Annotated in this window: 20 protein-coding genes and 1 pseudogene; 12 read left to right on the forward strand and 9 right to left on the reverse strand. The window is 70.6% G+C overall.

The window, feature by feature from the left end:
* Positions 1 to 181: 181 nt before the first annotated feature.
* The 5 genes from GP2_RS10155 to GP2_RS10175 form a co-directional block, all read right to left on the reverse strand.
* On the reverse strand, positions 182 to 988 hold the full coding sequence (locus GP2_RS10155; RefSeq protein ID WP_006900418.1) for a maleylpyruvate isomerase family mycothiol-dependent enzyme: 807 nt from the start codon (positions 986 to 988) through the stop codon (positions 182 to 184).
* A gap of 133 nt (positions 989 to 1,121) precedes the next feature.
* On the reverse strand, positions 1,122 to 2,063 hold the full coding sequence (locus GP2_RS10160; RefSeq protein WP_006900419.1) for an EamA family transporter: 942 nt from the start codon (positions 2,061 to 2,063) through the stop codon (positions 1,122 to 1,124).
* Positions 2,060 to 2,533: a hypothetical protein gene (locus tag GP2_RS10165; protein ID WP_006900420.1), complete on the reverse strand. Its 474-nt coding sequence runs from the start codon at positions 2,531 to 2,533 to the stop codon at positions 2,060 to 2,062. Before GP2_RS10165 ends, GP2_RS10160 begins: the two co-directional genes overlap by 4 nt.
* A gap of 90 nt (positions 2,534 to 2,623) precedes the next feature.
* Positions 2,624 to 4,168, reverse strand: coding sequence for a 4Fe-4S binding protein (locus tag GP2_RS10170; protein WP_006900421.1), 1,545 nt, complete (start codon positions 4,166 to 4,168; stop codon positions 2,624 to 2,626).
* Positions 4,169 to 4,201: 33 nt separating this feature from the next.
* Positions 4,202 to 5,242: an AurF N-oxygenase family protein gene (locus GP2_RS10175; protein WP_006900422.1), complete on the reverse strand. Its 1,041-nt coding sequence runs from the start codon at positions 5,240 to 5,242 to the stop codon at positions 4,202 to 4,204.
* 276 nt (positions 5,243 to 5,518) lie between these two features.
* On the opposite strand from GP2_RS10175, the gene GP2_RS10180 reads away from it, so the two are divergent.
* Genes GP2_RS10180 through GP2_RS10200 form a run of 5 tightly spaced genes read left to right on the forward strand, consistent with a single transcriptional unit; the run spans position 5,519 to position 12,174 of the window.
* The gene (locus tag GP2_RS10180) at positions 5,519 to 7,195 is read left to right on the forward strand and encodes an FAD/NAD(P)-binding protein (RefSeq protein WP_174320717.1); all 1,677 of its coding nucleotides are present in this window, start codon (positions 5,519 to 5,521) and stop codon (positions 7,193 to 7,195) included.
* A 1-nt stretch (position 7,196) separates the two neighbouring features.
* Positions 7,197 to 7,646, forward strand: a complete 450-nt coding sequence (locus tag GP2_RS10185; protein WP_006900424.1) for a hypothetical protein — start codon at positions 7,197 to 7,199, stop codon at positions 7,644 to 7,646.
* Entirely contained in the window at positions 7,643 to 9,232 is a 1,590-nt protein-coding gene (locus GP2_RS10190; RefSeq protein ID WP_006900425.1) for an FHA domain-containing protein, read from the forward strand. Before GP2_RS10185 ends, GP2_RS10190 begins: the two co-directional genes overlap by 4 nt.
* Positions 9,233 to 9,248: 16 nt before the next feature.
* Positions 9,249 to 11,360, forward strand: coding sequence for a cation:proton antiporter (locus tag GP2_RS10195; RefSeq protein ID WP_006900426.1), 2,112 nt, complete (start codon positions 9,249 to 9,251; stop codon positions 11,358 to 11,360).
* A 1-nt stretch (position 11,361) separates the two neighbouring features.
* The gene (locus tag GP2_RS10200) at positions 11,362 to 12,174 is read left to right on the forward strand and encodes a protein kinase domain-containing protein (RefSeq protein WP_006900427.1); all 813 of its coding nucleotides are present in this window, start codon (positions 11,362 to 11,364) and stop codon (positions 12,172 to 12,174) included.
* Between the two features lie 44 nt (positions 12,175 to 12,218).
* Here GP2_RS10200 and GP2_RS10205 read toward each other — a convergent pair whose 3' ends face one another.
* The 3 genes and pseudogenes from GP2_RS10205 to GP2_RS10210 all read right to left on the reverse strand — a co-directional run bounded on the left by GP2_RS10205 (position 12,219) and on the right by GP2_RS10210 (position 14,205).
* Positions 12,219 to 13,766 carry a serine/threonine-protein kinase gene (locus tag GP2_RS10205; RefSeq protein WP_006900428.1) on the reverse strand — a complete coding sequence of 516 codons (1,548 nt, stop codon included), beginning with the start codon at positions 13,764 to 13,766 and terminating at the stop codon, positions 12,219 to 12,221.
* A gap of 41 nt (positions 13,767 to 13,807) precedes the next feature.
* Positions 13,808 to 13,960: pseudogene (locus tag GP2_RS22150) on the reverse strand (IS256 family transposase); the annotation flags it as partial.
* On the reverse strand, positions 13,888 to 14,205 hold the full coding sequence (locus GP2_RS10210; RefSeq protein ID WP_040526741.1) for a hypothetical protein: 318 nt from the start codon (positions 14,203 to 14,205) through the stop codon (positions 13,888 to 13,890). The gene GP2_RS10210 and the pseudogene GP2_RS22150, both read right to left, overlap by 73 nt.
* A 142-nt stretch (positions 14,206 to 14,347) precedes the next feature.
* On the opposite strand from GP2_RS10210, the gene GP2_RS10215 reads away from it, so the two are divergent.
* From GP2_RS10215 to GP2_RS10245, 7 genes are all read left to right on the forward strand, one after another.
* Positions 14,348 to 15,208 carry a universal stress protein gene (locus tag GP2_RS10215; protein ID WP_006900430.1) on the forward strand — a complete coding sequence of 287 codons (861 nt, stop codon included), beginning with the start codon at positions 14,348 to 14,350 and terminating at the stop codon, positions 15,206 to 15,208.
* 77 nt (positions 15,209 to 15,285) lie between these two features.
* The gene (gene soxR / locus GP2_RS10220; RefSeq protein ID WP_006900431.1) at positions 15,286 to 15,735 is read left to right on the forward strand and encodes a redox-sensitive transcriptional activator SoxR; all 450 of its coding nucleotides are present in this window, start codon (positions 15,286 to 15,288) and stop codon (positions 15,733 to 15,735) included.
* A gap of 130 nt (positions 15,736 to 15,865) precedes the next feature.
* Positions 15,866 to 16,912 (forward strand): patatin-like phospholipase family protein, encoded by a 1,047-nt coding sequence (locus tag GP2_RS10225; protein ID WP_006900432.1) that lies wholly within the window; start codon positions 15,866 to 15,868, stop codon positions 16,910 to 16,912.
* A complete protein-coding gene (locus GP2_RS10230; protein WP_006900433.1) occupies positions 16,909 to 18,144 on the forward strand; it encodes an MFS transporter in 1,236 nt (411 codons plus the stop codon). The genes GP2_RS10225 and GP2_RS10230 overlap by 4 nt, the downstream gene beginning before the upstream one ends.
* 93 nt (positions 18,145 to 18,237) lie before the next feature.
* Positions 18,238 to 19,509 carry an arginine deiminase gene (gene arcA / locus GP2_RS10235; protein WP_006900434.1) on the forward strand — a complete coding sequence of 424 codons (1,272 nt, stop codon included), beginning with the start codon at positions 18,238 to 18,240 and terminating at the stop codon, positions 19,507 to 19,509.
* A gap of 11 nt (positions 19,510 to 19,520) precedes the next feature.
* Positions 19,521 to 19,895 (forward strand): GntR family transcriptional regulator, encoded by a 375-nt coding sequence (locus GP2_RS10240; RefSeq protein ID WP_006900435.1) that lies wholly within the window; start codon positions 19,521 to 19,523, stop codon positions 19,893 to 19,895.
* A gap of 32 nt (positions 19,896 to 19,927) precedes the next feature.
* Positions 19,928 to 21,715: a BCCT family transporter gene (locus GP2_RS10245; protein WP_006900436.1), complete on the forward strand. Its 1,788-nt coding sequence runs from the start codon at positions 19,928 to 19,930 to the stop codon at positions 21,713 to 21,715.
* Between the two features lie 75 nt (positions 21,716 to 21,790).
* On the opposite strand, the gene GP2_RS10250 is transcribed toward GP2_RS10245, so the two are convergent.
* The gene (locus GP2_RS10250) at positions 21,791 to 23,371 is read right to left on the reverse strand and encodes a dolichyl-phosphate-mannose--protein mannosyltransferase (protein ID WP_006900437.1); all 1,581 of its coding nucleotides are present in this window, start codon (positions 23,369 to 23,371) and stop codon (positions 21,791 to 21,793) included.
* Positions 23,372 to 23,402 lie beyond the last annotated feature (31 nt).

The following is a 23,402-nucleotide window of genomic DNA, read 5'->3' on the forward strand; positions in this document are numbered from 1 at the left end:
GGCGGCCGCACCTCGGAGAGCCGCGCGACCGGTCACGGGCGCTCCGGCGAGCAGCATCGTGCCGGTGGCCGCGTGCAGACCCGTCGGGTCCGACGCCCCGCGGGATCGCCTGCCGGTCGCTGATCCCCGGGACCGGCCGAATCCCGGAACAGCCGGCCCGCAGAACAACTGAACAACCCGCTCAGGCGGGCAGGAACCTCGAAGCAAGCCGTGGCGCAAGCCACGGCTTGCTTCCCCATGCGAAGGCCCGTCCGGTCAGCGCCGCCCAGGCCGGCGAGATCCGGCCGTATCCGGCCAGCAGCGCGGTGGTCGCGTCGACGCTGATGTGGACGTCGGGACGCCGCGGTTCGGGCGGGTTGATGACCAGGTCGCCGTCGGTGAACTCGTAGATGTAGCGCTCCGAGCATCCCCGGAGCCGGATGTCGTAGGTGGCATCGTGGCCGGCCGCGCCGGCGGAGTCGACCCAGCTCGGCAGGATCTGCTGCCGGCCGCGGATGATCATCAGCACCACATCGGGTTCCACCCACCACTGTGCGCCCACCGCGCGGGCAATGTCGTGGCCGTGGACGACGAACTCGCCGATGAGGATTCCCAGCGCGGCGTCCGCGCGGATGAGCCGGTCGCCGTCGAAACGCATCTGGGGAACCCGGGCGTTGAAGTGCGAGACCGCGTCGACGAGCGTGTCGAGGTCGTCGCGCAATCGATCGGCCAGCACCCGGACGTCGCGGGTCGGCAGGTTCGCGATCTGCTTGGCGTTGAAGTCGGGAACGTCGAGGGCGTCCCGGCACCACTCGCCCTCGTCGCGGGCGAGCGCGAGGAACCGCGTCGGCGCGAGGGCCACGTGTCCCAGGCAGTCGACGAGCGTCCAGCCGGGGGTGTGCGGAAGACGGGTCTCGGTGTCCTCGACGCCGTCGACGAGCTCGAGGAAGCGCGCCCCGGTCGTCAGGGCCGCGTCGATGTAATCGAACCGCGAGAACATTCCGGTCACGCGCGGTCTCCCACCCACATGGGGGACGAGACTACTACCACCGCAAGCGGCATGCGACACGCCGGTTCCCGGCAGGCGGGAGGCGTGCGATCGGGTACGCGCGCGAGCGGTCGCCGAGTTCCGCCGACCTCGCTCAACCCGCCTCGCCCAGCCGCACGAACACCACTCCGGCCACGATCAGCAGCCCGCCGATCAGCTGGATCGGGGCCGGCAGCTCGTCGAGTGCGATCCAGGCGAACAGCACCGCGAACAACACCTCCGAAAGTGCGACGAAGGACATCACCCGCGCGCCCAGGAGACGTCCGGCGGCGATGCCGAAGCCGTAGGCCATCGCCGCGGACACGACTCCCAGCAGGAGCAGCGGAACCCACCAGGGCAGCGACAGCGTCCCGATGTCCACATCCGCCGTGCCCGCGGTCATCGGCAGTGCTCCGACGAGCCCGGCCAGGCCCAGGACGACGGCCCCGACCAGCAGTCCGCCGGCGGCGAGGGCGAGCGGCGGCAGACCGGTGCGTTCGTCGGCCGAGATCACAAAGTACGTCGCCGCCCCGACCATCGCCGCCAGCGCCCACATCACGCCGACCACGCTGATCGGCACGTCACCGGTCAGGTCGAGGACCAGCGCGAGACCGGCGATCGCCAGTGCCGCACCGAGGACCGTCACCCGGGTCGGCCGTTGGGCGTGCCGCAACCACATCCACACCAGGACGGCGACCGGAGCGGTGTATTCGATGAGCAGCGCCACGCCGACCTGCAGATAGGTGACCGCGTAGAAGTAGGCGAGCTGACAGCCCGCCACGGCGAGCAGCCCGTAGGCGGCGACGACGCCCCAGGACCGGGCGGCGGGGCTCGCCGGAATCGGGGGCTGCCGGTCGCGGAACGCCAGAAAGCCCGGGATGGCCAGGACCGCGGCGCCGACGGCGATCCGCACGGTGACCGTCGCACCGGCCGACCAGCCGGACTCGATCATGGCCCGCGCCAGTACCCCCGAGATCGCGAAACAGGCCGACGAGACGAGCGCGAGGACGAATCCGACAGCGGGACCCGACGGCCGTCCGATGGTCGGGACGGTCACGGGTTCTTCGCGGCGACGATCGCCGCACGGACCGCCTCACGGCATTCGTCGCCCGCGGGTTCCCCGACGCCGAGGTAGAAGCTCGCAGGCCGGCCCTCGTCGCCGACGAAACCGGTCACGGAGAACCCGTCGGCGGTCTCGGGCTGGTCGATCGAGGCGACGGCGAGCGCGGCCGACATCGCCGAGATGCCCCGCCGGGCACCGGAGACCACGACGATCAGGTGGGTCGGATGCAGCACGACCAGCGTCTGGTGCTCGGAATCAGGGTCGGCGGGATTGCTGCGCCGCCCGAACAGCCGGGCCGGCCACGACGACGCCGGCAGGTTGATGGATCGCGTGCTCCACGCCGGCAGGTCGTCGGTCAGGACGAGATGACGGGCCTCCGCATGCTCCCGGAGCGCGGCCGCCACGGCGGCGGTGAGATCACTGAGATCGGCGCGGGTGGTCGTGCGTTCGTATGCGGGACCCATGACTCGACAATGTAGCGGGCGCGGCCCCCGCCGCGTGGCGTCCCGGACACGCCCGCTCGTCGCACCCGCCCGGCAGGGTTTGGCGGATCGCTACCGGCGCCCGAGGAGCGTCCGCCGCCGCGGCGCCGCCGTCGGCAGCAGGCCCGCTTCGAGGTCGGCGAGCAGCGAGGCCACGGTCTCGGCGGAGTCGGTCTTGTTGGTGCCGATGAACCCGGTCGGCCCGCGCTTGATCCAGCCCGTCACGTAGACGCCGGGCACCGGCTCGTCACCGTCGAGCACACGTCCGGCACGGTGCGGGATCACGCCCGTGTCGTCGTCGAACGGCAGGCCGGGCACCGCGACCCCGCGGTAGCCGACGGACGTGAGCACCAGCCCGGCGTCGAGAACGCTCGTCTGCCCGGTGGGTTCGATGCCCGACGCGGCGCCGGTCGCGTCGACGGTCAGGCGGTTGCGGCCCACCAGGACGCCCGTCGCGCGTTCCCCGCCGACGATCTCGAGCGGGGAACCGAAGAACGCCAGACGGATTCGCCGGCCCTCGGGCGCGGGCCGGGACGCACACTCGGAGAGGATGTCCAGCTTCGTCTTGATCGTGTTGTCGGCCGCGGAGTCGATCCGGGTCGATTCCAGGTCCGCGGGATCCACCACCACCGGGACGCCGGAGTCGACGAGCCCGATCAGCTCCGGGAGGGTGAAGGCCGCGTGCACGGGCCCGCGGCGTCCCAGGACGACGACCTCCTGCACCGACGAGGTGCGAAGCGCGGCCAGGGCCGGACGCGAGATGGACGTCGCGGCAAGGGTTTCGGGATCGGCGACGAGGATGCGTGCGACGTCGAGCGCGACGTTGCCGTTGCCGACGACCACCGCGCGTTCGGTGGACAGGTCGACCGACAGGTCGGCGAAGTCGGGATGGCCGTTGTACCAGCCGACGAAGGCGGTCGCGCTCGTCACGCCGGCCTTGTCGACACCCGGGATCGGCAACCGCTTGTCGGTGGGGGCGCCGCCGGCCCAGATGAGCGCCGAGTGACGCGCGCGCAGGTCGTCGAGCGAGATGTCGCGTCCCACCTCGGTGTCGAGGAGGATCTCGAGACGGGGATTGCGGGCGATGTCGTCGAACAGCCGCATCACCTTGCGGGTGTTCAGATGATCCGGCGCGACGCCGTACCTGGCGAGGCCGAACGGGCGGTCGAGCCGCTCGTACATGGTGACCGAGACCTGCGGGTGACGCAGCAACTCGTCGGCGGCGTACATGGCCGACGGGCCGGACCCGACGATGCCGATCGACACCGGGCCGTCGACGGCGAGCTGCCGCGGGCGGTCGATGGGGGCCAGCGGCAGGCGGCGTGCCGGATCGACGGGGAACCGGGCCGCCGAGCCGTCGACCGTCTCGCGGTACTGCGACGCGTTGACCTCGGCGAACCGCTCCTGGCCGGTGGGCAGGCGGTGGCCGGGGACGATCGCGCCGACCGGGCAGGCGCTGACGCAGGCGCCGCAGTCGACGCAGGTCGCCGGGTCGATGTAGAGCATCTCCGAGGTGCCGAAGTCCGGCTCGTCCGGAGTGGGATGGATGCAGTTGACCGGGCATGCGTAGACGCACGACGCGTCGCCGCAGCACGCCTGGGTGACGACGTGTGGCATGGGGGTTGCTGTCTACCTCTGTGGGGCCGCGACTCAGGCGGCGGTGTAGGTGGGCTCGCTGCGGAAGCGCGAGGAACGGCCGTGGATTCCGAGCGCGCGCCACACCAGCCGGGAGACCGGATTCATCAGGCCGCTCTGCTCGGCGAGCATGCGGACGTCGCCGAAGACGTTGCGCAGGAAGCGCTTCGACTCGGGCGAGCGCCAGAAGATGTCCTTCATGACCTCGCGCGGGACGTCGAACCGTCGCTGGAACTCCCGCGGGGGCACCACGATGGCGCTGCACAGGGTGCGCATCGTGATCGGCAGCATGATCGACAGCGCGAAACGCTGGAAGGCGTTGCGCTGCGGCACCTGCTCGCGGATGAAGTGATGAGCGAACGAGATGTGGCGGGCCTCCTCGGCGACGTGCAGCTGCATGACCGCCGCCATCGTCGGATGGAGACGGGCGCGGGTGCGCAGGAAGTCCTTCTGGATGTGGTCGATCGGCTCCTCGCCGCCGAGCACGCCGAAGAAGAACACCACCGGGAACACCGTCGAGATGAGCGGCACCAGCGGCGAGATCACGCGGTAGCCGACCTTCGCGCCGGGGACGTCCATGCCGACCCGGTTCACGAACTCCTGGAACATCAGGGTGTGGTTGCACTCCTCCTTGGATTCGTGCGTGGTGTACCGGAATTCGCGTGCCCCGTTGGGCAGCTTGAAGCTGTACTGCATCAGCCCGCGGATAAGGACCGACTCGAACTGCAGGCCGACCTTGGCGACATTGGCCTGGCGCCACATGCCGATCTCGATCTGCTTGTCCTGCGGCAGTTGCTGGTACCAGGGGTGGCGGCCGATGGGGTCGACGTCGTAGGACAGGATCCAGCGCGGATCATTCGGGGTGACCGCCATGTGCGGTGCGTCCCAGTCGATGTCGACGTACGGATCGAAGTTGCGGTGCACCGAGGCCGCGGACAGGTCGTCGAGCACCTGGGCGTAGTCGTGGCCGTCGCCGGTCTTGTCGTGTTCGGGAACGTAACGCTTGCCCGACTCGTCGGTGGACTCGGCGGCGGGATTGGTCAGAGCTTTGGTCATCGTCGCGTCCTTCGCAGATGAGGCCAGGCTGCCGTCAGGCTGCCACAGCGATTGATTCGAACGTATTCATCGAGACCTCTATTTGTCAACAGTCAATGTCACGATCGGGTCTGACCTGGCTGTTCGACGCTCCTGACAGTCGCGCCGGCCGGTCGCGGCGGGGTAATCCGAACGGTTGGTTTCGCGCTGTCGCCGGGCGGGCGGCGGGTTAGAGTTACCGCACCGATTGGTGTCGCAGGCCACACAGACCCGACAGGAGCAGAATTGTCTCGTGCTATGAGCGGCGGACCCGCGGCGCGGCGCCCGGTTCCTCCTCCCGGTCCGGCACCGCGTCCGCCGTCTCCGGGGCCCCGCCCGGCCGGTCCGCCCCTGCCAGGTCCGCCCCTGCCGGGCCCGGCGCCATCGGGACGCGGCGACCTGACGCCGGAGCTCATCGAGACCGACGTGTGGACCGACGCCATGGTCGCGGCGGCCGGCATCCCCGTGGTCGACGTCCCGTTCGTGACGGTCGGTTCGGGGATCGGATCGTTCGTCACCGTCGACTACCTGCGGATCTGCGGGGTCCCGGTCGAGCAGATCGCCGTCCTCGGCCCGCAGGACGTGCCCTGGCACAGTTACGAGTACCTGACACGGGTCTCGCAGATCCCGCGCGGGGAACGCCTGCGCTCGGACTCCGCGTCGACGCCGGACAACATCTGGGGCTTTCCCTCCTACGCGGTCCGCGAGGCGTGGGCCGACAGGACGCTCAAACCGCTGTGGAACGTCCTGGTGGAGCCGATCTTCGCGAACTACTACACCCCGCGGGCGGGTCAGGCCTTCGAGTCGATGGAGAAGGAGTGCAAGCGGATCGGCTACCTCGAGTGCCTGCGCCGCGGGCAGGTCCGGATGATCCGGCGCCGCAACGGAGGCGGCTACTTCACGATCCTCACCCCGCCGCAGGGGACCTCGCCGACCAAGCGCGTCGCGTTCCGGAGTCGATGGGTGCACGTCGCGATCGGCTATCCGGGCATCAAGTTGCTCCCCGACCTGCAGGCGTTCCGCGAGACCTACCGGGATGCGAGCAAGGTGGTCAACGCCTACGAGTCGCACGAGCACGTCTACCAGTCGCTGCGGCGCAAGCCCGGGACGGTGGTGATCCGCGGCTCCGGGATCGTCGCCTCCCGCGTGCTGCAGCGTCTCATCGACGACCGCGACGCCTACGGCCTGCAGACGCAGATCGTCCACCTGTTCCGCACCTACGTCGACAAGTCGCACGGCCCGCACATCTGGATGCGCCGCAAGGGCAAGGACGGCTGGGCCTACCAGGGCTTCAACTACCCGAAGTCGGTGTGGGGCGGCCAGTTGAAGGCTCGCACGCGCAAGCTCGAGGGCCACGCGCGCGCCGAGGCCTACAAGCAGATGGGCGGCACCAACACGCCGGTGCGGGACAACTGGCAGGAACAGCTGCGGCGCGGGCGGCGTGAGGGCTGGTACCGCGTGGCCGTCGGCACCGCCGAGCGCCTGGTGCCCGGTCCCGGAGGCCAGGGCGTGGTGACCACGGTGCGCGTCGACCCGCATGCGCCGGTCCGGCAGGACCACCGGCCCGACGGCACCTTCGAGATCTACGCCGACTTCGTCATCGACTGCACGGGTCTCGAGGCCGACGTGCGCGAGCACCGGCTGCTGCGCGATCTGCTCGACCACACCGGCGCCGGACTCAACCCGATCGGCCGCATGGACGTCGAGCGCGACTTCGAGCTGCGGGGCACCCGCAACGGCGACGGCAAGATCTACGCCTCGGGAAGCGCCACGCTCGGCGGCTACTTCCCGGGCGTCGACACCTTCCTCGGGCTCCAGATCGCCGCGCTCGAGATCGTCGACGACCTGGCCCGGCAGGGCTTCTGCAAGAAGCTCACGCCGTGGCGGTCGACGGCGCAGTGGTGGCGGTGGGTCAACAACAAGGGGGTCGACTGACATGCTGCCGACCCTGTGGGGGCGCATCCAGACGCGGGTCCTCGTCCTCGGCATCCTCGGCGGGGTGTGGACGCTGGTCCTCATCCCGTTCCTGTGGTTGCTCTCCCCGGGCAGCCCGTCGGCCGCCGATGTCTTGCGCGTCGCGTACACCGTGCTGTTCACGGTCATCGTGCTCGGCGTCGCCTGGGAGTTCGTCTACCACTTCCTGCAGCAGTTCCGGTGGGAGAAGGACTGGCCCACCCTCTTCGGCCTGGTCACCGCGATCAACGAGGGCGTCGTGGCCTGGCTGGTCGTCCACGGCACCGGCATCCTCCCGCAGGATCTGCGGCCGTCGCCGCTGGTGTTCTCGGTGCAGTTCGTGACGACCTGGCTGCTGGTGTGGGTCGCCGTCAACGGGCCGCTGCGGGCGGTGTTCCCGCACTGGCGATTCCGGGGAGGTCGGTTCCTGTGACCGGTCCGGGCGAGATCCCGAGCGTGACCCCGACGGTGACCCTGGTCCCCGGCACCGGGATCGTCATCCGCAAGCCGGCGTTCCTGGCGGTGCTGTTCGACGCCGTGCCGGCGGCCTTCGTCACCGACGTCCTCGACATCGAATCCGCGGTCGCCGTGCCGGATTCGGCGCCGCGCCGCGGGCGGCACCTGGTGCGCGCGCTGGCCCGGCTGGTCGCGACCGCCGACGAGCCGGTCGACATCGGCTTCGCCGCACCCGACGACGTCGGCGTCGCGGTGTTCCTGGCGGGCGACGTCTACGGCGAGACCGACGGCCATCGGATCGAGCCGGGCGTCGACGCCCCGTACGACAAGGCCATCCCGTGGCCCTACGAAGGGCTCGGCCTCTACCTGGAGGGGACCGTCCCCGCCGAGGTGGGGGAGGAGAGATTCGACCTCGTCGACGGCGTGGTCCCCGCCGCCGGTGCGCTCCTGCACACCCCGCTGGGGCTGCGCGGGACCGAGTTCCACCCCACCGGGGAGTCCGTGCGCGGCGCGGTCCGGGCCGCGCGATCCGGCGAGGGCCCGGTCGCGGGCGCACCCGGAGCCCCCGGGATCCCGGAGGGCGCTCCCGCTCCCGTGCGAACGCCCGGATCCCCGCAACCCGAACCCGTCGAACGCGAGGGCGAGCCGGTGCCCGGACCAGCGGGTGGCGGGGCCGGTGTCCCGCCGCCGGCGGACGGAGACGTCGCCGGGCCGGAGCCGGTCGGGGCGGCCCTGGGTGCGGAGCCGGAGAAACCCGCGGTCGAGCTCGGGAAGCCCGCTGCCGCAGCCGTTTCCGGAGAGCAGATCCCGTCGGGCCCCACCGAGCGGTTGCGGCCGGAACCGGCCGCGGCACCCGATCCCGCCCCGGTCGGCGAACCGCTGCCCTTCACCTCGACGCCGCTGGGAGGAGCCCCGGACGGGCGGCAGGCGCCGAAGAGCCCGTTGCCGCCGGCCTCTCCGGGCGGTGCGCACTCCCCGGTGCCGCCGGGCCGGCCGGAACCGGTCGCCGAACCGGTCGAACCGCGCCCTCCGCTGCCCAAGCAGGAGCACTCCAGGCCGGTGACCGAGGTCGTGCGGGTGGAGGCGAGTCGCGCCAGGGTTCATGGAATCCGTTGCGCCCGAGGGCACCTCAATCATCCGCAGTCCTGGCTGTGCGGCGTGTGCGGCATCCGCATGGATCAGCTGACGACTTTCCTCGTGGAGGGCGAACGCCCGCCGCTGGGCTGGCTGCTCCTCGACAACGGATTCACCTTCCTGCTCGACGAGGACCTCGTGATCGGACGCGAGCCCGGGGCGGCGGGGAGGAACACGGCCGGGCCCAAGCCGATCCGGGTCAAGGACGAGACCGGCCAGCTGTCGCGGCGCCACATCGAGATCCGCCTGGTCGAATGGACCGTCCAACTGGTCGACCTCGGCTCGGCGAACGGCACCTTCGTGACCGACCCGACCACCAGCCGCGAGATCCGGCTGCTCCCTCACCGGCCGCATGTCCTCGTTCCGGGGTCGCACGTCCGGATCGGCGGACGGCACTTCATCTTCGAGTCGCATCACGCGAGGATCTGAAGGCCGGGTCTGGCAGATGGACAAACACACGGTCGCGTTTCTCCTCCTGGATGTCGCGGTCATCATCGCGGCCGCTCGGATCGGCGGCATGATCGCGCGCGCCGTGCGCCAGCCCGCGGTCGTGGGCGAGATCGCGGCGGGCCTCGCGCTGGGGCCGAGCCTGCTGGGTCTTCTGCCCGGAAGCCCCGACGAGTGGCTGTTCCCCGGCGACGTACGGCCCCTGCTCGGCGGTCTCGCGCAGATCGGTCTCGTGCTGTTCATGTTCATCGTCGGCCTCGAGCTCGACATGCGCCTGACGCGCGGTCGCGAACGCGCGGCCGCGAGCATCTCGGCGAGCTCGATCGTCGTGCCGTTCGGACTCGGTGCGGCTCTGGGATTCCTGCTCTACCCCGCGCACGACACCGTCGACGGCGTCCACATCGAACGACTCGGCATGGTCCTGTTCACCGGTGTCGCGATGTCGATCACCGCGTTCCCGGTGCTCGCCCGCATCCTCACCGACCGGGGGATGATGCGCACCGTCCCCGGCGTGTTCAGCCTGGCGGCGGCCGCGGTCGACGACATCCTCGCCTGGACGCTCCTGGCCTTCATCATCGCCGTCATCTCCGGCGGCAGTCCGGTGGAGGTCGCCGAGATCGTGGGGTTGACGCTGGTCTACGCCGCGGTCATGTTCGGACTCGTCCGCCCGCTGCTGGCGAAACTCGTCGAATGGCGCGACACGGCCGGCCGGCTCACGCCGGACATCCTCGCGGTCATCCTCATCGGGGTGTTCCTGTCGTCCACGGCGACCGACGTGATCGGCATCCATCAGATCTTCGGCGCCTTCATGTTCGGCGCGGTGATGCCGAAGGTCGGTGCAGAGCGACTGCACCGGGAGATCCTCGAGCGGCTCGAGCAGGTCAGCGTGCTCCTGCTGCTGCCGATGTTCTTCGTGGTCACCGGCCTGAGCGTCGACCTCGCCGCCATCGGGGTGTCCGGGCTGTGGCAGTTGGGCCTGGTCCTGCTGGTGGCCGTGACCGGCAAGTTCTGCGGGGCCTACGCCGGCGCCCGGCTCAGCGCGATCCCGACGCGCCAGTCCGCGGCCATCGCCGTGCTGATGAACACACGCGGCCTCACCGAGCTCGTGATCCTGTCGGCCGGACGGGATCTCGGCGTGCTGAGCGACGACCTCTTCGCGATGCTGGTCGTCATGGCCCTGGTGACCACGGTGCTCACCGAGCCGTTGCTGCGTCTGGTGTACCCGGACAGCGTGGTGGACAGCGACATCGCCGCGGCGGAGCGGCGCGCCCTCGCCGCGGCCACCGCACCCCGGGTGATGGTGGTGCTGCGAGATCCGGCCGGCACGGTCGAGGAACTCCGGGACCGCCATCGGCGGATGCTCGACTGCGCCACCGGATACGACGTGGTGCTGGCCGGGGTGCTCACCTCGCCGGACCGCAGGTCGGCCCGTCTCGAGGTCGGCGTGCCGGTGGTGCCCGACTTCGCCGCCATCGCCGAGGCGATCGAGAAACTCAACCTGCTCGGCTCGTCGCTGACCGGGGCCGGGGCGGTGTCGGTGCTCTGCCGGTTCAGCGCCGACCCCGCCGCCGATCTCGACGCGATGGCCGAGAACGCCGGTGCCGACGTCATCGTCGTCGACTCCGCCGACCGCGGAATCGCCGAGCGGCTCCGGGCCGCACCGGTCGCCGTCGTCGACGAGGCGGCGGCGCCGGGTGCGGCGCCGGGTCGAGGCGTCGTGACCTGCGTGTCGTCGGACGGTCGTGCCGGCCGCACGGCCGTGGTCCTCGCCGCCGGGCTGGCGCTGTTCGGCTCGCGGACGCTCACCGTCGTCTCCGGCGCCTCGCGTCGGCGTCTGCTCAACGACCTGAGGCCCGTGTCCCAGCGCGGTGTCGCGATCACCGTCGTCGACCCGCGGCGTCACCGCGCCGAGGACGGTTCGTTCGTGGTGGCCGGGGCGGCCGGCGAGGAAACCGGGGCGGCGGTCACCGTCCTCGACAACGCCCGCACCAGCGAGGAATCCCTGGGTGAGCGGATCACCACCCTCTATGCGCCCGCCGACGCCGCCGACGCCGCAGACGCCGCGGACGCGACGAGTTCGTCCACCACGTCTTCACCAGAGAGGCATTGACATGGCCACAGTCGAGATCCCGCGTCGGCTCGCGGATTTCACCGTGCTGAGCAAGCTCGGTGTCGGCGGCAACGGAACCTTCTACCTCGCCGAACCGCCGGCGCGTCTCGGGCTGGACACCGATCGCGTGGTCCTCAAGGTCTTCAGCGGGGTGTGCAGCGACGACGCCTACCGGCGCGGCGTCCGGGAGCTGCGGGCGTTCGCGGCGGTGGCGTCCCCGTATCTGGCCGCGCTGTACGACGCGATCCTGCAGGGCCAGTTCATGTATGCGATGGAGTACTTCCCGCTCGGCTCGCTGTCGTCGCCGGCGCGTCGGCTCGATCGTGACGAACGCCTGGCCGCCGTCGCCGACGCCGCGCGCGGGGTGCATGCGCTGCACGAGGCGGGAATCGCCCACGCCAACATCACCCCGTCGAGCATCATGGTCACCGAGACCGGCGGGAAGATCTCCGATCTGGGACTCGCCCGGGTCCTCGCGGCCGACGAACCGATCACGAGCTTCGCGCAACCGGGAGCCGTGCAGTACATGGATCCCGCCCTGCTCGCCGGGGACATGCCGTCGCGGGCGACCGACATCTGGTCCCTGGGTGCGTGCCTGCACCGGGCGCTGACCGACGAGGGCGTCTACGGCGAGGTGCCCGACGCGCAACCGCTGCTCGCGATCCGCGCCGCGTTGTCGACGCCGCCGACGCTGTCGGAGAGGCTGACCCGCGACGAACGCACCCTCGTCGCGAACTGTCTCGCCCTGGCGGGGTCGCGTCCGGCGACCGCACTCGAGGTCGCCGAACGGATCGACGCGCTGCGGAACAGGTGACCGGTGCGGGGCCGGACGACGCCGCCCGGTGACGACCGCGCGGTTCAGCCGAGTGGTGCGGTGCGCCACCAGGCGTCGAGGATCTCACGCCCCGAGTGGTCCGGCCAGGTGGTGATGACCGTGTACGGAACATGGACGGGCGCCGAGAAATTCGTCACCAGCCAGCCGTCTTTCACGCTCTCCCGGCTCGCCGACGCCGGGCCGTCGCGCCACGTGATCTCGTCGCCCGGGTAGCCCTTCAGCGGCGCGGTCACCTTCTGTTGCGCGCCCGGCGGTGCCGTGTGCCAGACGGCGTAGGTCAGATTCTCCGGGTCGGTGCAGGAGATGCCGTCGACACCGTCGCGGGACACGGCGGCGCAGGTGGCGTCCCGCCAGCCCGTGGCATCGGGAGACGCGGGGATCAGCCGGGGAAAGGCATCGGCGATGTGGGACACCGCGGGTGGCCACGGTGCGGGAGCGTTGCGGGAGCCGACCAGCATGACCGCGCCGACGCACACGGCGACGACCACGGCGGCGACGAACAGCGGCACCAGCCACGCCTTGCGCGACCGCGGTATCGACGACCCGCCCTGCGACCACACGGGCCCGGCGACGGGCCCGGCCGGGCGGCCCGGGTGGCCGGCGGTCCCGAACACACGCGGAGCGGGGGAGCCCGCAGCGTGGGCGTCGGAGTCGGGGACGCGGGCGAGCGCACCGTGGGGCGACGGCGACGGCATGACGTCGGTCGGCGGTTCCCCGTCGGTGTGGGTGAGGTGCAGCGCGAGCTCGGCCGCGCGGGCGAATTCGGCGCAGGTCCGATACCGCTGTTCGGGCCCGGGGTCGAGCGCGCGGGCGAGCACGGCGTAGAAGGCGGGCGAGACCGCTCCCGAGACCCGGTGCCGGGCAACGGATGTGGTGCCGGTCAGCAATTCGACGAGGACGCGTCCGAGGCCGGCGACGTCGGTGTCGGGATGCGGGGTGTCCTCGTCCTGCGGGGGCGGCGTCAGGCCGAAGCCGCCCAGCGTGACCACGCCGGGCGGGCGCAGGTCGGCGGGGCCCGGGTCGGCATCGGTGTGGATGAAGATGTCGGATGTGACGAGTCCGCTGTGGACCAGGCGGCGGAGATGCGCCGCGTCGAGCGCCTCGCCGACCGCCCGGACGATCACGACCGCGCGATCGACGTCGATCCCGTCCGGGTGGTGGTGCACCAGTGCGGCGGCGTCGTGTCCCGGCACGGGTGCGGTCGCCACCCACAGGTGCCCGTCGGCGAGACCGTGGCCGACGACGCGCGCGATCGCGGGATGGGTTGTCGCCCTGGCAGATTCGTTGGACCGGGAGAACCACTGCCGGAAACGCGCGTCGGCGCTGTGCTCGGCGTCGACCACGGTGAGGACGACCGGGGGCGGCGATCCGGACCCGGGTGGGGCGGCTGCGCGGGAACCGGGTGCAGGGGAGTCGGAGGCAGGGGAGTCGGAGGCAGGGGGGCCGTGATCGACCGGCGTGGCGCGGTAGGTGGTGCCCGTCGCGATCCGGCGGAGCACGCGGTCGATGCGGTATCCGGCGAAGACCGAACCGTGGGCGAGGTGCTCGCCGTGGGTGGCATCGAAGGACACGCTGGCTCCCTCACCTGTCGTGTGAGAGTCCGATCCTACTAGCAGTCGGCGACCACGGTGGTCAGCGCGGTCTCGGCGCGCTTGCGCCGCTCGAGGAGCCACTCGGGGAAGTAGGTGTGGCTCACTCGAACAGCGCCGGAGCCGAGCCGAACAACATCACGATGAAGAACGCCAGAAGGAACCACGAACCGCCCTGCCACAGTTGCCATCGCCCGCCGCGCCGGTACACCCGGTAGGTTCGCACCAGCATCGAGATCGCGCCGACGAGGACGACGACGGGTGCGGCCACGATGAGCGCCGTCTGCAACGGATCCGACGAGAACCCGGCGACGACGACGAGCGCGAGCCCGAACACCGCGGTGATCGCGACGTGGGTCGCGATCTCGCGAAAATCGTTGCCGCCGTTCCGCGGTTCCGGGGACGTGTTCGGGTCGCTCATGATAAGCCCACGGTACACGTCACGGTCCATGCCGACGCCGCACGTGATCAGGACTTATTGCTCTTTGCCGCCGGTCGTCGCGCGGAGCAGGATGGAGTCAGGGTCCGGACGGGCCCGCCGTCAAAGGAGATGAGCGAGGGAAATGAACGCGATACTCGTCGGAGTGGACGGTTCGGACGCTGCCACCAGCGCGGTGCGTTGGGCCGCCAAGGCCGCGGCGGCCGAGCATCTCGACCTCAAGATCGTCAGCGCCTATGACGCGAGCACCAGCGACTACGCGCCCGGCCTCATCATCCCTCAGGACGTCATCGACGCCATCCGCCAGGACGCGTCCGACGCCGTGCACGCGGCGGCCGAGGTCGCGCGGCAGGTCGCGCCCGGAGTCTCGGTCACCACGTCGATCGTGGACGGTGACGCGGCGCGCGTGCTGCTCGAGCTGGGCAAGGACGCCCCGCTGATCGTGGTCGGGACGCGGCACCTCGGCAGCGTCAAGGGGCTGTTCCTCGGCTCGGTGAGCATCAACGTCGCCGCGCACGCGCACGGTCGGGTCGCGATCGTCGCCGGCGACGGCATCGACGACGGTCCGGTGGTGGTCGGGGTCGACGGCTCGCCGGTCAGCGACGCGGCGGTCGCCGAGGCCTTCCGTCAGGCGTCGTTGCGCAACGCGCCCCTCATCGCGGTCCACACCTGGAGCCCGCTGGACGCCGACGCCCTGCACGGCTACGGCATCAGCCGCGAGGAGGTCGAGCGGATGACCGGGGATTCGGTCGAGGTGCTCGCCGAGCGTCTCGCCGGGTACTCGCAGGACTACCCGGACGTCCGCGTCGAGCGGCGGGTGCTGCCCGACGAGCCGGCGAAGGCGCTGCTCGACGCCGCGGTCGGCGCACAGCTCATCGTGGTCGGCAGCCGGGGTCGCGGCGGTTTCCGCGGCCTGCTGCTCGGATCGACGAGCCAGAAGGTCATCCACAATGCACTGTGCCCGGTCATGGTGGTGCGCACCTGAACGGTGCCCGAGCGCGCCGGGTCGCGGGCACGCGCCGATGACCTACCGCCCGGATCGGCGGTGCCTACGATCGTCGTATGACCCCGAAGAGACTCGAGCTCTCGGTCGGTGAGCTCGCGCGGCGTGCCGGCATCGCGCCGTCGGCGGTCCGGTTCTACGAGGACCAGGGGCTGATCTTCAGTCGTCGGACCGCCGGCAACCAGCGCCGGTACCACCGCGCGATGCTGCGGCGGGTGGCGTTCATCCGCGCATCGCAGGTGGCGGGCATCCCGCTGTCGGTGATCGGCGAGGTGCTCGCCGGGCTCGGCGACCACGAGTCCCCGTCGAAGGCGATGTGGGAGGCGGCGTCGACGCGGTGGATGGACGACATCAACCACCGCATCGAGCTGCTGGAGAAGATGCGCGACCTCATCGGCTCCTGCGTGGGCTGCGGGTGCCTGTCACTCGGGGAGTGCCACCTGCTCAATCCCGACGACGAACTCAACCGGCTCGGGCCCGGACCCCGCCGCCTCATCGGCGAGGAGTGATCGCCCGGCCACCGTCGCCGCCCGACCGTTCCGCGCCGCCCGTCCGTGCCGACCGATCCGCGCCGACCGCCTCCGGCGTCGACCCCTCTCCGACGACGGGGCCGTCGACGCCCGGCGGTAGGGTTGGCGCATGGCTCGACCGTCGCGAGTGGCGCTGGCACTGGGAAGTGGAGGAGCTCGCGGCTACGCCCACATCGGGGTGATCCAGGAGCTCGAGGACCGCGGGTTCGAGATCGTGACGGTCGCCGGATCGTCGATGGGTGCGCTGGTCGGCGGCCTGTACTGCGCGGGCAAGCTCGACGACTACGTCGAGTGGATCGCCGGCCTGACCCAGCTCGACGTGGTCCGGCTCCTCGACGTCTCGCTGTCCAAACCGGGGGTCATCGGCGCCGAACGAATCCTCTCCCGGGTCCGGGAGATCGTCGGCGACACCATGATCGAGGATCTCGCGACCCCGTTCACCGCCGTCGCCACCGACCTCACCACCGGGCGCGCGGTGTGGTTCCAGCACGGCCGGCTCGTCGACGCGCTCCGCGCCTCGATCGCGATCCCGGGCGTCATCAGCCCGCACGAACACCACGGTCGACTCCTCGCCGACGGCGGCATCCTCGACCCGTTGCCCGTTGCGCCGACCTCGGGCGTGTCGAGTGACGTGACGATCGGGGTGATCCTCGGTTCCGACGGCGGGCCGGAGACCGGCGCGAGCCGGCCGCCGAAGGCCAAGGGCCTGCTGCGCCGCAACGTCGCGCCGCTGCTCGACAACGTGCGTTCGGTTCGCGAGCGGTTCGGCTCCGACAGCTCGGAGGCCTCCGTCGGCGCCCCGGACGACTCCGACCGCACCTCCACCGGCGACGGCGGACCCGGTGCGGCCGCCATGGCCGCGGGCGACGACGAGGGCGCGGTCGTGGTCGACTCCGGCGCCGTGTCCGCAGAGGGGGGTTCCGGGGGAAGTGAGGAGAAGTACCGCATGGGCCGTGTGGAGGTCCTGAGCCGTTCCCTCGACATCATGTCCGACGCCCTGACGCGATATCAGGTCGCCGGATATCCGCCCGACGTCCTGATCCGTGTGCCGCGGCGCGCGGTGCGCACCCTGGACTTCCACAAGGCCACCGAGATGATCGACCTGGGACGGGAACTGACCGCCAAGGCCCTCGACGACCTGCCCGAGATGCCATGAGGCGCATCCCACGCGGCATCTGGGTGCTGCTGTCGGCCAATGTCGTCATCGCGCTGGGCTACGGGTTCATCGCGCCGGCGCTGCCGTCGTTCGCGCGGACGTTCAACGTGTCGTTCACCGCGGCCACCGCGGTCGTGTCGGCGTTCGCGGTCATGCGATTGCTGTTCGCGCCCGCCAGCGGCCGGCTGGTGGGGATGTTCGGCGAACGCCGCATCTACCTGACCGGCCTGCTCATCGTCGCCGCGAGCACCCTGGCCTGCGCCTTCGCGAACTCGTACTGGCAACTGCTGGTCTTCCGCGCGGCGGGCGGCATCGGGTCGACGATGTTCAGCATCTCCGCGATGGCCCTGCTCATCCGGATGGCGCCCGCAGACATCCGCGGTCGGGTGTCGGGGTTGTTCTCCGCGGGATTCCTCATCGGCTCCATCACCGGCCCGCTGATCGGCGCGGCGCTCGTCGGATTCGGGCTGCGGGTGCCGTTCGTGGTGTACGCCGTCGCCCTGCTCGTCGCGTCCACGGTCGTGGCAACCCAGTTGCGGGAGGTCGTCGCAGCGGATCAGGAGCAGGGGCCGACCGCCGGGCTCATCGGGTTCCGGACCGCGCTGCGCGACAGCGCCTATCGCGCGATCCTGCTGTCCAACTTCACCCAGGGCTGGGCGTCGATGGGGGTCCGTGTCGCCGTGGTCCCCCTGTTCGTCACCGAAGGACTCGACGCGGGTGCGGGGATGGCCGGCATCGTGCTGGCCGTCTACGCCGGCGGCAACGTCCTCGCCATCCTGGTCGCCGGTCGCCTCTCCGACCGGTTCGGCCGACGCCCCGTCATGCTGCCCGGACTCGTGATCACGGTCGTCGCGACCGTCCTGCTCGGGTTCTCGCCGGGCATCGGTGTCGCACTCGGACTCTCGGTGCTCGCCGGCATCGGCTCCGGGCTGTTCGCCCCGACGCACCAGGCAGCGCTCGCCGACGTCCTGGGCAACCGACAGCAGGGCGGGTCGGCGCTCGCGGCGTTCGGCATGTCGTCGGATCTGGGGGCGGTGACCGGGCCCGTCGTCGTCGGATTCGTCGCCGACCGCGTCGGTTTCGGGCCGGCGTTCGTGCTGACCGGCGTGGTGGCGGCGGTCGCACTGGTCGCCTGGCTGTTCGCGCGGGAGACCGCACCCGCGATCGTCGGCGGCGCGGGTCCGATCCTGACCTCCGCCGAGAACGAGACGCCCGCCGGCGAGGGCAGGTGAGAGCCCGGCGGGCCGCGCAGAAGCGACTCCGGTGAGTGCGACATCTCGCCCGAGGTGATGTGCGCGACCGCCGCGACGAATTACGGTTGAGCGATGACGCGTGAAGTACAGCCGGATGCCACGGTCGGCGAGAGCGCCGACGGCGGGTGGGACTACGAACTCGGCGCCGACTCGGAGGTCGGCACGCTCCGCGCGGTGATGCTGCACCGTCCCGGCGACGAACTGCGCCGGCTCACCCCTCGCAACAGCGATCAGCTGCTCTTCGACGGCATCCCGTGGGTCGACCGCGCGCAGGAGGAGCACGATGCCTTCGCGCAGGTGCTGCGCGACCGGGGCGTCGATGTGTATCTGCTCGACGACCTGCTGACCGAGACGATCGCCCACAGCGGCGCCGCCCGCATCCAGGGCATCGCCGCCGCGGTCAGCCCCCGCCGGCTCGGGGCGCATCTCGCCGAGGATCTGGCCAAGCATCTCCGCGGGCTGCCCCCGGCCGAGCTCGCGCACGTGCTGACCGCCGGAATGACCTTCGACGAGCTGCCGCTCACCCCGTCGGCGCAGCGGTCGTCGCTGGTCCGGCGGATGCACCACGGACCCGAGTTCGCGATCGAGCCGCTGCCCAATCTCTTGTTCACCCGGGACAGCTCGTTCTGGATCGGGTCACGCTTCGCGATCACCTCGCTGGCGTTGCCGGCGCGTGCCCGCGAGACCTCGCTCACCGACCTGATCTACGCGCACCACCCGCGGTTCACCGGGGTCCGACGCGCCTACGAGTCGCAGGTCGCTCCGGTCGAGGGCGGCGACGTGCTGCTCCTCGCACCCGGGGTCGTCGCGGTGGGCGTGGGGGAGCGCACCACTCCCGCCGGCGCAGAAGCCCTGGCGCGCAGCCTGTTCGACGATCACCTCGCGCACACCGTGCTCGCGGTCCCCATCGAGCAGCGGCGTGCCTTCATGCATCTCGACACCGTCTGCACGATGGTCGACACCGACGCGGTGGTGATGTACCCCAACATCCGCGAGCACATGACCGCCTTCACCCTCACCCATGACGTCGACACCGACACCGTGGAGGTGAGCGACGAGCGTCCGTTCGTGGAGGCGGCCGCCGAGGCGATGGGCATCGAGAAACTCCGGGTCATCGACACCGGGCTCGATCCGGTCACCGCCGAACGCGAACAGTGGGACGATGGGAACAACACGCTGGCCCTGGCGCCGGGTGTCGTGGTCTCCTACAACCGGACCGTGGAAACCAACCGGCGACTCCGCGATTCGGGGATCGAGGTGATCGAGATCGAGGGCCGCGAACTCGGCTCGGGCCGCGGAGGACCCCGATGCATGTCGTGTCCGCTGGCACGAGATCTGTTGTGAGGTAACCGAAGATGAGTTCGTTGTGGTCGCATCTGCGGATCGACCCGGATTCCGACACCCCGCCCTACGAACAGGTGCGGCTGGGCATCATCGACCTCATCGCCGACGGCACGCTGCTCGCCGGCGAACGACTGCCCACCGTGCGGGCCCTCGCCTCGCACCTCGACCTGGCCGCCAACACCGTCGCACGCAGCTACCGCGAACTCGAGGCCGCCGGCGTGATCGAGACCCGCGGGCGCCAGGGTTCGTTCATCAAGGCCGGTCGCAACGACGTCTACGACGCCGGATTCGCGGCCGCGACGACCTTCGTCGAGACCGCCCGTGAGCTGGGGTTCGACGACGAAACGGCCGTCGAACTGGTCCGGCGGGCACTGGGCCCGACTTGAAAAGGCACCACCGACGTTGCTTTGGTGGACTAATGACAAATGAACAGATCGTGCCGTCTGGCCGTGCGCGGAACACGCGCCGACCGGGTCAGGGGAGACGGCCGGAGGGGCCCCGAATCGACCCGGTGGTCTTCTCGATCACTGCGCTCCTCGTCATCGCCTTCGTCGTGTGGGGCGCCGCGGACTCGGACGGACTCAACAAGACCAGCTCCGACGTCCTGGGCTGGATCACCACGAATCTGGGCTGGTTGTTCATCCTGTCTGCCACCGGGTTCGTGATCTTCGCGGTGTGCCTGGCGGTGTCGAAGTACGGCCGAATCCCGCTGGGCCGTGACGACGAGAAGCCCGAGTTCCGCACCATCAGCTGGATCGCGATGATGTTCAGCGCGGGAATGGGCATCGGCCTGATGTTCTTCGGCGCCTACGAACCGCTCTTCCACTTCGTCAGCCCGCCTCCCGAGGTCGGTGCCGACGACATCCGGGCCGCGATGGCGACGACCATGTTCCACTGGGGATTCCATCCGTGGGCGATGTACGCGGTCGTCGGACTCGCGCTGGCCTACAGCACCTTCCGGCTGGGCAGGACCCAGCTGATCAGTTCGGTCTTCGAGCGGCTCTTCGGGGCGCGCGCGACGAACGGCCCGGCGGGCAAGGTGATCGACATCCTGGCGATCTTCGCGACGCTGTTCGGCACCGTCGCCTCCCTGGGACTCGGTGCCCTGCAGATCGGTTCGGGCCTGGACAAGGTCGGATGGGTAAACGAACCCACCAAGTACCTGCTCGTCGGGATCATCGCGGTCCTCACCGCGGCCTTCGTGGCCTCGGCGGTGTCGGGCATCGCCCGCGGCATCCAGTGGCTGTCGAACATCAACATGGTGCTGGCCGTCGTGCTGGCCGCGTTCGTGTTCGTCGTCGGCCCGACCATCTTCATCCTCAACCTGATGCCGACCACGATCGGCGCCTACGCGACCGACCTGATGACCTATGCCGCGCGGTCGGATGCGACCGTCTCCGGATCCGCGGCCGAGGACTGGCTGGCCGACTGGACGATCTTCTACTGGGCGTGGTGGGTGTCGTGGACCCCGTTCGTGGGTCTGTTCCTGGCCAAGATCAGCCGGGGCCGCACGATCCGGGAGTTCGTCATCGGCGTCATGGTCGTCCCGACGACGGTGTCGCTGGTCTGGTTCTGCGTGTTCGGCGGGACCGCGATCCGCGAGCAGATGACCGGCGTCCTCGACTTCGACGCCGCGAACGACGCGAGCGAGGACACCCTGTTCGACGTCCTCGCGAACCTGCCCTGGTTCGGCGTCGCGTCGGCCCTGGTGATGATCCTGGTGGCGATCTTCTTCGTCTCCGGCGCCGACTCGGCGTCGCTGGTGATGGGCACACTGTCACAGCGCGGCGCGGAGGAACCGTCCCGTGTGGTGACGGTGTTCTGGGGCGTCCTGACCGGCGTCGTGGCCGCCCTGCTGCTGGTCATCAGCGGCGACGACGCGCTGGAGGGCATCAAGACGATGGCGATCATCGCGGCCCTGCCGTTCGTGCTGGTCATGATCGGCATGTGCCTGTCGCTCTACCTCGACCTGCGGCACGATCCGCTCATCGTCTCCCGCACGGTGCTGTCGGCGCGGGTCGACGAGCACGTGCGCGAGCAGGCCGAGGCCATCGCAACCGGAGAACTCGAGGCCATCGACCCCGACGCCGTCCGCCACCTCGAGAAGATCGAGCCGCAGCTCGTCGAGCAGGCCGGCGGTAACGGGGAGGTCGCCACGGACGGAGCCGGCGTCGACAGCGTCGACAAGGACGGTTCGCCGGCCTGAGCCGTTTCGCCACGTCGCACCGGGCCCGCGCAACGGCCTGACGCCGGCGCTCCTCGGTCATCGGGGAGCGCCGGCTCAGCTCCAGCTGGGCAGCCAGATCTGCTGCCGCCACATCCCGGGCGAGATCGGCGAGGCCGTCAGGATCGGCCACAGCCACACGAAGTTGGTGACGACCAGCGCCACGTAGACGCTGACGACGATGATCGCCAGCGCACGACGCTCCGGCCGCTGCCCGGCCTTCGCCGCGGCCGACCGCAGCAGGTCGCCGCAGCACAACGCCAGTCCCATGACGAGGAACGGGGCCAGGACGGTGGCGTAGAAGAAGTACATCTGCCGGTCGAGCGCCAGGAACCACGGCAGGATGCCCGCGAAGTAGCCGACGAGTACGGCGGCATAGCGCCAGTCGCGGCGGACGATCCACGACCACAGTCCCCACAGCAGCATCGGCAGCGACAGCCACCACATCGCCGGGGACCCGATCAGCATCTGGGCCCGGACGCACTCGCCCGCGCCGCACTGGTCGGGTCCGTTCTCGATCGCGTACAGCATGGGCCGCAGGCTCATCGGCCACGTCCAGGGCTTGGACTCCCACGGATGTTGGTTTCCCGCCGAGTTGGTGAGACCCGAGTGGAACTCCAGGATCCCGGACTCGTAGTACCAGAGCGACCGCCACGCGCCCGGAATCCACGCCCACGGCCCGTCGGTGCCGATCGCGTTGCCCTCCTCGTAGCGGTACACGGCGGTCTCGCTGTTGAACCACGGGATGTAGCAGAGGAAATAGATGATCACCGGCATCACGGCGAGGCTCGCCCCGGCCGGGACGACGTCGCGGACCAGGGTGCCCAGCCAGGGTCGCTGCACGTGGTAGGCGCGTCGGGTGGCGACGTCGAACCCGATGGCCAGCACGGTGAAGAAGACGACGTAGTACAGGCCCGACCACTTGGTGCCGCAGTTGAGACCGAGCATCACGCCGGCGGTGAACCGGTACCACCGGAACCCGAGCCGGGGGCCGAACCGGCTGTCGCCGATGCGCCCCTCCATGTACACGCGGTACATGCGCTCGCGGACCTGGTCGCGGTCGGCGACGAGCGCGGCGAACGCGGCGACGACGAACAGCGTCTGGAAGATGTCGAGCATGCCCATCCGGGACTGCACGAAAAGCACGCTGTCGCAGATCGCGAACAACCCGGCGATCGCGCCGACGAGGGTCGAGCGGGTCAGGCGGCGCACGGCGCAGTAGACGAGCACGACGATGAGGACACCCGAGATCGCCGGGGCGACGCGCCAGCCGAGCGGTCCGTAGCCGAAGACCGCCTCCGACGCGGCGAGCATCCATTTCCCGACGGGCGGATGGACGACGAGGCCGTAGGCGGGGTTGTCCTCGATCCAGTTCCCGCCGGTCAGCACCTGCCAGCCCTGCGGCACGTAGTGCTTCTCGTCGAAGACCGGGGTGCCCTGATCGGTGGGGTGGCCCAGACCCCAGAACCGGGTGACCGAGGCGATCAGAGTGATGACGAGACCGACCAGGAGGCCGCGACGACGATCGGGCGCCCCGAACAACGGTGGCGGCACCTCGGGGCCCAGCCGCGAGGGAACCCGCGGCGAGACCTCGACTCCGGCGGGCACACGGGTGTCGCGCTCGTCGGTGATGGTCACCCGCCCGATCCTAGTGGGCCCTCGTAAGCTG

Origin of the sequence: Gordonia paraffinivorans NBRC 108238, from assembly GCF_000344155.1 — a bacterium.
Lineage (GTDB): Bacteria > Actinomycetota > Actinomycetes > Mycobacteriales > Mycobacteriaceae > Gordonia > Gordonia paraffinivorans.